This window comes from Exiguobacterium sp. S22-S28, from assembly GCF_043359615.1.
Lineage (GTDB): Bacteria > Bacillota > Bacilli > Exiguobacteriales > Exiguobacteriaceae > Exiguobacterium_A.
Window position 1 is genome coordinate 14,639 of sequence record NZ_JBHFFC010000025.1, and the last position, 12,386, is coordinate 27,024.

Consider the following 12,386-nt stretch of genomic DNA (forward strand, 5'->3'; position numbering starts at 1 on the left):
TAAGGAGTGAAGCAGATGAACTTTAATCTGGTATTCGTCCTCTACAGTTGTCTGCTCGGGCTGATTGTCGGGGCACTTGCGTCACTGTTTCTGGCATTGTCGAATCTGCTGATTCATGTGACGTGGACGACAATTCCGGAACAGTTGGACACGCCGTTTTATCCGTTTTGGATTTGTCTGTTCGGCGGACTGTTGATTGGTCTGTTCCAGACGTACATCGGCGACTATCCCCGGACGATGCATCAGACGCTTGAGGAATTCAAGACGACAGGCCGGGTCACGTATGAAGGCGCAGTCGTCAAAAATACTGTAGCTGCCTTACTCGTTTTGACGTTCGGAGCAAGTCTCGGTCCGGAAGCAGCGTTGATCAGCATCCTCGGCGGATGGATGACGTGGGCCGGTGACCGGATGACCTGGACCCTGCAAAAGAAAAAAGAGTTGCTTGATCTTGGTATTGGAGCGATGTTATCGACGATTTTTTACGCGCCGTTGATCGGCGTCAGTGAAGCTCTCGAAGACGGGGTGAACCGGACCAACTTCAAGCGTAAATCCATCAAAGTCTTGTTGTATGCACTGACGACAGCCTGCGGGATTTTCGCCTTTACGACACTGAATCGACTGTTCCCACACGAAATCTTATTTTCCATCAGTACACCAAAAGTGAACTGGACGGTGGAGGTGATGTACTTTCTGCTTCCGGCAGTCATGATCGGGACGGGGTTCGGATACTTGTTTTTGTTATTTGGCCGCTGGACGGACAGTGTGGCGCGAAACTATCCGCATCCACTGGGTTTAGCTTTAGCCGCCGGCGCAATCTTAGGTCTGTTCGGCAGCATGTCGTCTTATTTCTTATTTTCCGGTGAACAAAAAATTCTTGAGTTCTCGCGGATTGCCTTCGATCAATCGGTCTTATTCTTAATCAGCATCGCCGTCGGGAAAGCATTTTTGACACATGTCTGTTTTTCGTTCGGATGGCGGGGCGGAAAAATCTTTCCGGCGGTCTTCTCGAGTACAGCGATGGCGTTTGCCTTAGCGTCCGTCTTTCCATATACACCGGGTTTGCTGATCGCAGTCAGTGTCGCTGCCAGTTGTACGGTCATCCTGAAACAACCGTTTGTCACCGCAACCTTGCTGCTGTTTTTATTTCCGTTACAATTCTTCCCGTTCATCTTGGTGGTTGCCTGGCTCATCCATCAGGGGATGGCACGCCTGACGAACAAGCAAACAAAAACGACATGAAGACCGGACCTCGTATATCGAGAGCCGGTCTTCATGTTGTCTACTGATTTTGATTATCCTGCATCTTTCAATTCCTGATAGGGATTGACGCGTGCTGCGATTTGCGCAGGCAATAGCGAAGCGATCGTTCCGAATAGCACCGGCAGAAGCAGGGAGACAGCGATCAAGAGCGGCTCATCCCACGGGACAAGATCATACAACACATAAATCGTGATGTAGGAGATACTCAGTCCGACGATTCCGGCGACGAACCCAATCAGCACCCCTTCTAACACAATCAATTGACGGACGGAACGGTTTGTCCAGCCGACCGCTTTTAAAATCGCGAGCGACGCCCGCCGGTCGGTGACGTTTTGCCACATGATTTCTCCAGTTGTTAAGATCGCGATCGCAATCGCAACTCCCATCGTCACGTAATGCATCGGACCGACCTGTAAGGCGACGAACTGACCGAGCCACGACGTATACAGGACGCCTTGTAGGTGGAACGTTACGAACAGGAAGAACGTCAACAGAGCTGTCGGTAAAGCAATCGATAAAATCGACAGCGCATTCCGTTTCCATTTGCCGAAAATCTCTTTGAGTGCGAGCGTCCAGGTCGAACGGAGACCGAGTTTGACGTGGGACGATGACGCATATTCACCCGTCTTGATGGCTTCGTAGGGGGAAATTTTCTGGATCGTAAAGGACGACCAGGCGGCACCGGCAAAGTAAATCACGAGACTGAACAGAGTAATCCAGAGTAAGCTCCACCCGTTCATCGTTTCGTTTCGGACATACGAGAAGATGCTTTCGACAATTAAAGCGACAACGGAGACAAAAGCGGCGAGAAGCGCGGCTTCAATCAAGACAATCCGGTACAAGTCTTTTGTCCGCCAGCCGAGTGCGAGCAAGACGGCAAATTCCTTCCGACGGGCAAGCATCGAGACGTAACTTGTCGCAAGGACATAAACGATCGCAACGGCAAGCATGGCGAAGATGACACCGGAGAAGCCGACACTCGTCTCGCGGAAGATTGTCATGGCGGCGCCGATGTGAATCCAAGGCTGTTCAATCCAACCGAGTGTCTTGCCGTTATCGACGACCTTTGTCACGACCGGTTGCGGCGACGACCCCTTTGTAATCGTTGCCAGCAGTCCGGTTTCCTGTTCGATTTGTGTCTTAACGTTTTGCAGGAGCTGTTCCGACTCCTCACTGACGGTTGTTGCGCCTTTGATTTTGAGACGAATCGACGAGATGGCCTGTTTTCCGTTGACGGCAAAGGCACTGTCTAACGTCGTCAGGATGTTCGGCGAGTTCGTCAATAAACCAACCGGATTACCAGACGTGTCGATTGACTTTGCCGGATTGACCGGATTGCCTTTCGCATCGAGGACGAGATCAGCGGATGACGGTCGATAGGTTTCCATCGGCAGTTCATTGAGCGGATCTTTTGAGACTTTAATTTTGTTCGGATCATAGAGACCGACGACTTTAAAGGTGAGGTAAGGATACTTAAACGGAATTTCCATCTCGCTCGGATTTTTAACCTTTTTTCCGGTCGAGACAAGTGACCGATATCCTTTTGAAGGATGCGTCGACTCCGAAAAGTACCAGTTCTTTAAATGAATCGCAGAGGTGCTGACTTCAAAAGCATTCTTCCAGCGCGTCGGATATGGACTTTTGGTTTCATTGAACTGAAGCGGACCTGATTTATACAGCAACTGGGCACCTGGAGCATCTTCTGCAACAAACGTCTGGAGGTTTGTCCCTTCCGACAATGTTTTGAGATAGGTTTCTTCGACTTTAGAAGACGGCATCTCAAGGCGTTGCGTCAATTTGGCCGGATACGTTTGAAAGATAGACTTTACACGGTCACCGTCCGGCTGTTTTTTGACCAGATCTTGAACCAGCTTTTGCTGATCCTGCTCAGTTTTATACGGAGCATCCAGCTTTTCAATCGTAAATTCATATGTCCCTTTATTAAAGGAATGCGGATTGACAAGAACCGGAATGATGTTGTCGTCAGCCCCTCGAGGTGACTCATGTTGATCCAGTTGTGAAAAATACCGGGAATTATTTTTGGAACTGACGCTTTGATCGAGCCCGACTAGTCGGGCTTCCTCTTTCGGATCGACAGCAACAATCAGAACCGGATTACCGGCAGAGACATCCCGAAAGCTGTCCACCGGGGAGGTCGAGAAGGGGACTTTTTCTGGTAACTGGATCTTTGTGCCTTGAGCAATATGGATCTGCTCTTCGAATTGCTGTTCTTTGCCAAGGCCAGTTTCGGTGTATGTCGTTCTCTTATAGCGGTAAATACCGGGTTCCTTTGGAAACGTCATGGCTTTCTTGAACATGACAAACGTGTTGGCATAGCCCATGACAGCAATCGGTGCTGCAATATCAACTTCTTTCATCTGTTTGATGGTTTCATATTGCTCCATAGAAATTCCGCCGTTGATTCCATTTAAATAGTTGGGTTCGAGCAGGTCGCTCGATTCAGTCGACATTTGACTGCCTTTCGGGCGGACGACGATATCGTAGGCCGATGACCATTTTTTCTGTAACGTCTGTTCAACCGTCCCTTGACTGGAGTCGGTCAGGTTGAACATCAGACTGAGTCCGGCACTGATGATGAGCGCGCCGACAAGCGTCAAAATGAACTTAAACCGTTGTCGGCGCCAGTGATTCAAAACGAAACGTAGCATAGGGATTCTCCTTTATTCAGTGATGGGAAGACTGATAGCGTAAATACGTTGTTAAATCCTGTTTGAAGTGACGGAGTTCGTTTGGATCAACTCTTTGACAATCTGTCTCTGTTGCATAGCGGGTAATCAGGTAGGGCGCAAGTGACGTCGACAACTCAATTCGCTGCGTCCACTCCGTCAGCGACTCGTGCCGCCGGCGTTGCAATGGTTTTGATAATTGCTGATTGAAGTCGAATAAGAGCAGCCGGACAGATTCCTGCGGTGGAACGGGCATCTTGGGTGTGCTCGTCGGATGAATCGAGAAGGGTCGTGGAAAGGCGGTCCGGTTATGGATTACGGAAGTTTCGCTGTTTGGGCGATTCCGGAGCCGTCGCTGATTGAAATGATGAGAGATGAAGAACATGAAGAACCCGGCAAGCAACAGACCTGCCCATAACCAATCGGACGACTTGGAACGGGTGGCTTCCTTGGTTGTTTCGAAGAAAGAGGGCGATTCAGCCGTTTTTACTTTTCCGCGTGAAGCACCTTCGATCTTTTCCGTTTTCCCGGTCGCACCCCCAAGAATTTCACCCTCGGAATCTTCTCGGATGATCCCTTCGGAACAGTTATATTTTGAAAAAATCCGATTTGACAATGAATCCTTTCCACATCCCCGCTTTACCGTCGTTTCCTGTTCAGAAAAGTCTGCTTGCCGAAAGGATTGATAGACCGATTGTGTCGTAAACAACAGCAGAAAAAAGACGGCGGATGAACCAATCATGCATACAATGAGTTTGGATCGGAACGTTTTGATGAATTCCACCTCGCCTTCATGAATCGTTTTTACACACTCCGAACGGTCTGCTTCCGCCGATCTTCGACAATCTGTCCATCCTGCATGAATACAATCCGATCCGCCCGTTCCGCGAGTGCCAAATCGTGCGTGACGAACAGGATGCCGCATTGTTCTTCTTGATGAAGATCGAGCAACAGTTGAAAGATCGTCTCCCCGTTGACCGAGTCGAGATTACCGGTTGGTTCGTCGGCGAGAATCCAGCGTGGCCGGTTGATCAGGGCTCGGGCAATCGCGACCCGTTGCTGTTGCCCGCCGGACAATTGCGCCGGCAAGGCATCCTGTTTCGCTGTCAGTCCGACTTTTTCCAAGATTTCCGCAATCCGGTCTTCTTTGTTGAAGTCGGTTTTTTGTTTCAGTAAGGGAACGAGCAGATTTTCTTTGACCGTCAAAGCGGGCAAAAGATGAAACTGTTGAAAGACAAAACCGATTTCCTGCGCCCGGAACTTCGACAATTGCCGATTCTTCCACTTCGTGATGTCTTGTCCGTCATAGTCGATTTGCCCTGATGTCGGCCGGTCGAGCGAGCCAATCAGACTTAAAAACGTTGATTTCCCTGATCCGGACGGACCGACCAGGGCGGTGATGTCACTCGCGGAAAACTGACAGGTCAACGCTTTTAAGACTTCACTCTGTAATCCTGCCTGGCTGAATGTATGCGAGACATCTTTGACCAAAATATCCACCAAACCACTCCTTTTACAAATTAAGGTAAAATAAGTGTAATATTATTTGAAAATTTTGTCTATTTAAGAAAAAAGATTTTCTTGATGAAACGCGACCGGAATTCATAATTGGTTCATAACTTCCTTCTACAGTATGAGTATTCAAGACAAGGGAGGAACAAACAGATGAAGCAGACAAAAAAACGAAAATGGTGGATCGGATTGCTAGTCATCCTGCTGATTGGGACAGCCGGTGTCGCAGCGATGGGGCAACAATCGTCAGCGGATGGATTAAAACGGGAGCAAGTCAAACAAAAAACATTGCAGACGTATTATCATTTCACGGGTCAAGTCATGGCCGATAATCGTAGAACGGTCGTCAGTAATGAGCTGGTCGAAGTCAAGGCGGTCGAGGTTAAAGTCGGGCAACAAGTCAGAGCGGGGGACACGCTGTTTTCAAGCGTGAGTGGCAAAACGTATCAAGCCCCGATTACGGGTGAGATCGCCAAGCTTGAAGTTGAACCAAACGCTAGTTACGGACCCAACACGTCCCTCGCTGTCATTACGGACTACAGAGACTTGACCGTTCAACTGAAGGTCGACGAACAAGATATCCATCGCGTCAAACAAGATCAGTCGGTCGAGTTGCGTGTAAACGGCTTGGATGAAATGGTAGACGGTACAGTGGAATCGGTCGGTAAAGAAGCGGTCATAGAAAATGGACTGTCGTATTTCACGGCGGACGTCACGATCGATAAGCCGGACCAACTGCGTGTCGGCATGACCGTCGAGGCCCGCATCAACAAACAATTGGTCAAGGAGGCGGCCGTCTTGTCACTCGATGTCGTCGAGTATACGGAAAATGACCGTCCGTACGTCTACGTCGAAGAAGAAGGCGAAGTTGTCCGCCGGTTCATCACGACCGGAGTGACGGACGGGCAAGACATTGAAATCAAACAAGGTCTGTCCGTTGATGACTATGTCGTGTTGCCGACCGAACAAGGCAGTTCAGGTCTGTTACCGACTCCTCCGGGAGGTGCATCGTAATGGCTGTCGTCGAGTTGAAACAGATTACGAAAGCTTACGGAGCAGGCGAAAACCGGCAAACGGTCTTGAGAGATGTGGATTTATCGATCGAGGCCGGGGAATACGTGACGATTCTCGGTCCGTCGGGATCCGGTAAGTCGACCTTGATGAACATCATCGGATGTCTCGACATCCCGTCGAGCGGCAACTATCACCTGCAACATCAGGATGTCAGCCAACTGTCTGAAGATGAACTCGCCCGGATCCGGAATCAGGAAGTCGGCTTCATCTTTCAACAGTTCCAACTGTTACCGCGATTGACGGTCCTGCAAAACATCGAACTGCCGCTGATTTATGCGGGCGTCCCGCCAAAAGAGCGACGACGGCGGGCGGTCGATTTGCTGACCCGGGTCGGACTCGGGGAAAAGGGAAGTGTCTATCCGCATCAGTTGTCCGGCGGGCAACAGCAACGGGTCGCGATTGCCCGGGCACTTGTCACGAAACCGACGCTGCTGCTGGCGGATGAACCGACCGGTGCACTCGACCAAAAGACCGGTCAGCAAATCATGGGCTTGTTTCACGAGCTGGCGGACGAAGGGAAGACGATTGTCATGATCACCCACGACATTACGATTGCGAAACAGGCGAAACGAATCGTCCGGATTGAAGACGGACAGGTACAGGAGGCGAGTCATCCATGATACGCGAAACCTTTCGGATGGCCTGGACGAATATCGTCCATCATAAAATGCGGTCCTTTCTGACGACACTCGGGGTCATCATCGGCGTCGCTTCCATCATCACCCTGATTTCAATCGTCAACGGGGCGACCGCCTCGATCAATGCCGAAGTCTCAACGTTCGGGGCAAACAAATTGACGATTCAAACGACGGCGTCTCCGTTAAAAGCAGGATTATCCCAAGGACAACTGGAAGAGTTAAATCAAGTCGACGGGACACGCGGTATTGCCCCGACGTTGACGACTCAATTATCGGTGCGGTCGGCAGACGCCCGACTCGATGACGTGACGATCAGCGGCCGCAATCACATCTACTACCAGGAATCGGCCGATGTCACACAGGGACGGGAAATCAAAATCAGTGATGTCGAGCAGGAAACCGTCGTCGCCGTCATCAGTCCCTCCGTTGCCCGGACACTTTTTCCGGGACAGGAACCGGTCGGACAGTCGCTGTTCCTGAACGGTTTGACGTATCAGGTCATCGGCGTGAGTGATGCCGACTCGGAGGAAATCGTGATTCCGTATACGACGGCACTGCGGACGCTTGACATCGACACGGTGCAACAAGTCGATGTCTTCAAGGAGGAGTCGGCCGACGTCGCGACCGTCAAACGGGATCTGTCCGCGAAAATGTATCAATTCTATAATGAACAGGAAGACCGCTATACGATCGTCAGTCTTGATGAAGCTCTTGATTCAATTGATCAAATCAATACGATGTTGTCGTTGCTGTTGACCGGGATCGCCTCGATTTCCTTGATTGTCGGCGGCATCGGAATCATGAATATGATGCTCGTCTCGGTCACGGAGCGGACGACGGAAATCGGTCTGCGCAAAGCACTCGGCGCACGACCACGGGCGATTCGGCTCCAATTTTTACTCGAGTCGATCTTATTATCCTTGATGGGTGGTGGGATCGGCATCATCGTCGGGGTCGGTCTAGCTTATCTCGTCAGTCTGTTGATCGGAACGACGTTTACGATTTCCGTCGGGACGTTGCTCCTTGCAGCCGGTTTTTCAATGCTTGTCGGGATCGTCTTCGGATACGCGCCCGCTCGAAAAGCGTCGTTGCTCCATCCGATTGAAGCCCTGCGCAATGCGTAAAGGAGGTGTGGGATGGTTACCATCCTGATTGCAGAAGATGATCCACATGTCCGGTACCTGTTAGGCGAAACTTTACGTGCGGCAGGATTCCGGACGATCGAAGCCGCAGACGGAGCACAAGCGCTTGCCTGCTTTGACGAACAACACATCGATCTGCTTGTCACGGACGTCATGATGCCGCATGTCTCGGGCATCGAACTCGTCCATGCGTTGCGGCAAGCCGGGTATGATCTGCCGATTTTGATGCTGACGGTCCTCGATACGTTTGCTGATAAGGAAGCAGGATTCGTGACCGGCGTCGATGATTATCTGGTCAAGCCGGTCGACCTTGATGAATGGCTGTTACGGATTCATGCTTTACTTCGGCGATCGAAAATCGTCGCGACGCAGGAACTTGTCGTGAAGACGTTGACGTTACGGATGCGGGATGCGACCGTCGTCACACCGGACGGCGAACTTACGTTACCGCAAAAGGAATTTCAATTGCTCTATCGTCTGTTGTCCCAACCGAAACAGATTTTCACACGCCAATAGTTAATGGATGAGATTTGGGGATATGATGTTGAAAGTGACAGCCGGACGGTTGATGTCCATGTCAAACGGTTACGGGATAAATTTAATCAGTATGAAGTCTTTACGATCGAGACGGTCTGGGGACTCGGCTACAAAGGGGTCGTGTTATGAAGCCGTTTTTTCAGTCAATCTCCGGTCGGTTTTTCCTCATTTTGTTTGGCTTGCTGCTGTTGCCGTTATTGATTCCGCTCGGGGCGACGTTCTTTTTCCAATTCGATTCGGTCCGCCAAGACGTCGCACAACAACTGGCGGAACGGACGGGGACCGTCGAACGGTTGATGGTCGAACAAGAACTGTCCTTCGCTTCAGCCAGCCGCTACGTCGAACAATCGGTGATTGCGACGACGGAAGTCTCGGCCGACCGTTTACAAACCATGGTTTCACTGTCTGAAACTGAAACAGAGACGCTCCGACAGAAAGGAGAAGTGGCTGTCGCCGGAACCTTTTCGGAGCGTCCGCTTCATATTCGGCAGGTCGGCGAACGTTACTTGGTGGCGACACCGAATCCGGACCAGGACCTTGTCTCAAGTATTCGCAACTCGTCCTTGGTTGGAATCGGTCTGACGATTGCCGTCGCCTTTTTCCTGACCTGGTTTGCCGTCCGGCTCGTGACCCGACGGATCAAACGGATCAGCGAAGCCGCTGTTGAAGTGACGCAAGGCAACTACGACATTCAGATTCCGGATCAGGGGAATGATGAAGTCGCGAACTTGATTCAGAACTTTAACCAGATGACCGTCGCCTTGCAACGAAACGAATATTTGGCAAAAGATTTGGCGGCGGCGATTTCCCATGAACTGAAGACACCGATCGCCTCGATCCATGGGTTCAGCCGGTTACTGGCACAGCCCGGTCTTCCGGAAGACAAGCAACAGCATTACATCCGGATCATCGGACAGGAAAGTGACCGTCTGTCCCGCCTGACCTCGAATCTTGTCCGGTTATCGCGCCTCGATCATCAGTCAATCATCCAGCGGAAGCCGTATCGTTTTGATGAACAGGTCCGTCATGCTTTGCTGTTACTGGAATCCCAGTGGACAGACAAACATCTGATCCTCGATCTCGAGTTGGCGGAAGTGACGGTCGTCTGGGAAGAGGAACTGATGCAACAGGTTTTACTCAATCTTCTGCAAAATGCAGTTTATTTCTCACCTGCAAACGGCATCCTGTCGATTCGGCTGACACAAGCAACGGATGTCACGTTGACCATCACCGATCAAGGAAAAGGCATTTCGGCGGCGGAGCTCCCATTCGTGTTTGACCGTTTTTATCAAGGCGAGACCTCACGGACGACGGATGGTCACGGACTTGGCTTGTCGATTGTCAAACGGATCGTCGAATTACACGGCGGGGCAGTGACTCTTGACAGCACAACCGGTCAAGGAACGTCTGCCCAAATTCAAATACCGCAAAAAGGACCTGCTTGAGCTGTTTGCTCAAACAGGTCCTTTCGACGTTTTCTCATTCATGAACCAGGCAGTATCCTGAAGAAAAGACTCGATGTCGGTTTGCGTGCGGATCCGGATCATCGGACAGTCCGCTCAGCCATCGCATCGAGGATAACCTGGACCCAGTCCTCAGTCTGACCGAAGCACGGTCGGACATCACCGATATGATAAAATGTGCTGGCTTCCGGACCGATCCAACTTGTTGAATCGAGCATACAAAGGAACACCGAAATCTGGTTGGAAAGGGCAATCCCGAGCTCGACGTGGCTGCCTTTTCCGGCGGGGAGCACTAAAATCAAACAGTCACTTGCTTTGACGGCATCCAGTTCCAGTTGACCGATTCGTTGCAGGGCAGCCGGTGTATCGACCCGGTCTGACCGTGTCCAGTCGTACGTCAGGTGATGTCCCTGTCTGGTCAATTGATGATTAATCGAACGAACTGTTTCGATGTTACGAAAGCTACTGGCGGTTTGAACTACCTCCACCTACGCTTCGCTAAGAGGTGGAGAATTCCTGAGTTATTCAACCTAGCGGTCAAAAATTTATCAGGCTAACCCCGTCGTCCCGACGGTTGAACGTTGATCTTGTCCGTTTCTTTTATGCGGATGCCTACTCTGCTTGGTTTTCGCTACTTCGGTCATCCGCAAGGTAAACGTTGAAGATTTTACGTGACAGACGAACTTCTTGTCACAACCCCATATCTTCAGTTTTCAAAGAACATGACTCTTTTTTTATTCCTGATTTTAATTGCTTTCAAACCAAGAGTGCCGGGCAATTGACGTGTCGCAAGACACGCCTTGCCCGAAGACGATTCATCTCCCACTTGCACTAGGGCTTCGCCCTGAACGTTTAGAAGTGGGCGTATTCTCGACTGATTTTGATAAAAATTCATCTGATGGATCTCCTGTCTGAAATATGTCTTGATTGATTCCGGAAAATAAATCAGCTTATTCAAACGATTTCCGGAAACCGTAAAACGGACGAAACGACTGACCGCGGTAAAAACTTTCCGAGCTGCTTGAGGCGAGGACTTCGATCCGTGTCGTCGGATACCAGTCATGAAGGCGGGCGAACAGCTGTTGACCAAGACCTTGCCCACGGAAATTCGCATCAATCAATAATTCACAGATGTACAACGTGACCTGCGTGTCTGTCATTCCGCGAACATAACCGATGACCTCTCCCGCATGTTCAACGACAAGCGCAGCGTTTGAGTGTTGCCAAGCGAGTTGGGTCCGTTCATGCAGACGGACGAGCTGGTTCCAACCTTTCGCAGCATTTAAGCGCTGAATAGTGTGGAAGTCCTGATCTTGGTACGGGCGGATCTGATAGGCAGTTGTCATGAGCGTGACCTTCTTTCTAAGTTAAGTTGGATGAGCAAGGGTTCGAGTTCCGACCAATCGTTCACCGTGTAGGAAGACGGAATGGCAACAACCGGATGATCTGTTTTTAAGATGCCCGTCATCCCGACGGCTTCTGCTCCTTTGATATCGTGAAGCGGATGATCCCCGATAAACAAAACATTTTCTGGGGCAAGCTCCCAGTTGATCAAAGGACGTAAGAACAGTTCCGGATTCGGTTTGGAAAGACCGACTTCTTCCGAAATCAAGATCGGGTCAAAAAATATCTGCAATTGATGGTGATTGATGACCGCACGTTGCAAGTCGCTCCGACCGTTCGTGATCAGACCGAGCCGGTAAGAGGACGACAGGTTTTCCGGCAAAGAAATTGTCCCCGGATACAAGTCGCTAGTGTTTGCCCACTCAGCCAAGTAGTCGTCGAGCAAATCAGTCGGATCAACTGGCAACTCAAAGCGGACGACCAGTTGTTGATAAACGATGTCCTTCCAAACGAGACCGCGTTGATCGAGCTCAATAAACAGTGCGTGATAACTTTCGAGCGGACAATCAGCAACCGGAGCAATCAGCCGTTGATGCTGAGAGGTCAAAAAGAGTTGCAACGAAGTCTTGCGATCCAGCAAGGTTCCGTCAAGATCAAATAAGATGGCTTCAATCGGCATAGTACAATAACTCCTACATATTTTATATATTTCAATTACCGTAATATTAA

14 protein-coding genes are annotated in these 12,386 nt (G+C 50.4%); 7 read left to right on the top strand and 7 right to left on the bottom strand.

What is annotated here, in order from left to right:
* The first annotated feature begins 15 nt into the window (after nt 1-15).
* Complete coding sequence (locus tag ACHA8N_RS05790) at nt 16-1,239, top strand: chloride channel protein (protein WP_393965048.1); 1,224 nt, start codon at nt 16-18, stop codon at nt 1,237-1,239.
* A 53-nt stretch (nt 1,240-1,292) separates the two neighbouring features.
* On the opposite strand, the gene ACHA8N_RS05795 is transcribed toward ACHA8N_RS05790, so the two are convergent.
* From ACHA8N_RS05795 to ACHA8N_RS05805, 3 genes are all read right to left on the bottom strand, one after another.
* Complete coding sequence (locus ACHA8N_RS05795) at nt 1,293-3,929, bottom strand: ABC transporter permease (protein ID WP_393965049.1); 2,637 nt, start codon at nt 3,927-3,929, stop codon at nt 1,293-1,295.
* A 16-nt stretch (nt 3,930-3,945) separates the two neighbouring features.
* Complete coding sequence (locus ACHA8N_RS05800; RefSeq protein WP_393965050.1) at nt 3,946-4,689, bottom strand: hypothetical protein; 744 nt, start codon at nt 4,687-4,689, stop codon at nt 3,946-3,948.
* Between the two features lie 62 nt (nt 4,690-4,751).
* Nucleotides 4,752-5,447 (bottom strand): ABC transporter ATP-binding protein, encoded by a 696-nt coding sequence (locus ACHA8N_RS05805; protein WP_393965051.1) that lies wholly within the window; start codon nt 5,445-5,447, stop codon nt 4,752-4,754.
* Nucleotides 5,448-5,612: 165 nt separating this feature from the next.
* Here ACHA8N_RS05805 and ACHA8N_RS05810 point away from each other — a divergent pair, with 165 nt between their 5' ends.
* Genes ACHA8N_RS05810 through ACHA8N_RS05835 form a run of 6 tightly spaced genes read left to right on the top strand, consistent with a single transcriptional unit; the run spans nt 5,613 to nt 10,295 of the window.
* A complete protein-coding gene (locus tag ACHA8N_RS05810) occupies nt 5,613-6,473 on the top strand; it encodes an efflux RND transporter periplasmic adaptor subunit (protein ID WP_393965052.1) in 861 nt (286 codons plus the stop codon).
* Nucleotides 6,473-7,153: an ABC transporter ATP-binding protein gene (locus tag ACHA8N_RS05815; RefSeq protein WP_393965053.1), complete on the top strand. Its 681-nt coding sequence runs from the start codon at nt 6,473-6,475 to the stop codon at nt 7,151-7,153. Before ACHA8N_RS05810 ends, ACHA8N_RS05815 begins: the two co-directional genes overlap by 1 nt.
* Nucleotides 7,150-8,295: an ABC transporter permease gene (locus ACHA8N_RS05820; RefSeq protein WP_393965054.1), complete on the top strand. Its 1,146-nt coding sequence runs from the start codon at nt 7,150-7,152 to the stop codon at nt 8,293-8,295. The genes ACHA8N_RS05815 and ACHA8N_RS05820 overlap by 4 nt, the downstream gene beginning before the upstream one ends.
* Before the next feature lie 12 nt (nt 8,296-8,307).
* A complete protein-coding gene (locus ACHA8N_RS05825) occupies nt 8,308-8,829 on the top strand; it encodes a response regulator transcription factor (RefSeq protein ID WP_393965055.1) in 522 nt (173 codons plus the stop codon).
* Nucleotides 8,830-8,832: 3 nt separating this feature from the next.
* Nucleotides 8,833-8,979 carry a winged helix-turn-helix domain-containing protein gene (locus ACHA8N_RS05830; RefSeq protein WP_393965056.1) on the top strand — a complete coding sequence of 49 codons (147 nt, stop codon included), beginning with the start codon at nt 8,833-8,835 and terminating at the stop codon, nt 8,977-8,979.
* Nucleotides 8,976-10,295: a HAMP domain-containing sensor histidine kinase gene (locus tag ACHA8N_RS05835; RefSeq protein WP_393965057.1), complete on the top strand. Its 1,320-nt coding sequence runs from the start codon at nt 8,976-8,978 to the stop codon at nt 10,293-10,295. Before ACHA8N_RS05830 ends, ACHA8N_RS05835 begins: the two co-directional genes overlap by 4 nt.
* Nucleotides 10,296-10,393: 98 nt before the next feature.
* Here the strand turns inward: ACHA8N_RS05835 and ACHA8N_RS05840 are convergent, their stop codons facing one another.
* The 4 genes from ACHA8N_RS05840 to ACHA8N_RS05855 form a co-directional block, all read right to left on the bottom strand.
* Complete coding sequence (locus tag ACHA8N_RS05840) at nt 10,394-10,801, bottom strand: group-specific protein (RefSeq protein ID WP_393965058.1); 408 nt, start codon at nt 10,799-10,801, stop codon at nt 10,394-10,396.
* A gap of 218 nt (nt 10,802-11,019) precedes the next feature.
* The gene (locus ACHA8N_RS05845; RefSeq protein WP_393965059.1) at nt 11,020-11,208 is read right to left on the bottom strand and encodes a hypothetical protein; all 189 of its coding nucleotides are present in this window, start codon (nt 11,206-11,208) and stop codon (nt 11,020-11,022) included.
* 55 nt (nt 11,209-11,263) lie between these two features.
* Nucleotides 11,264-11,659 (bottom strand): GNAT family N-acetyltransferase, encoded by a 396-nt coding sequence (locus ACHA8N_RS05850; RefSeq protein WP_393965060.1) that lies wholly within the window; start codon nt 11,657-11,659, stop codon nt 11,264-11,266.
* The gene (locus ACHA8N_RS05855) at nt 11,656-12,336 is read right to left on the bottom strand and encodes an HAD family hydrolase (protein ID WP_393965061.1); all 681 of its coding nucleotides are present in this window, start codon (nt 12,334-12,336) and stop codon (nt 11,656-11,658) included. Before ACHA8N_RS05855 ends, ACHA8N_RS05850 begins: the two co-directional genes overlap by 4 nt.
* Between the last annotated feature and the right edge of the window lie 50 nt (nt 12,337-12,386).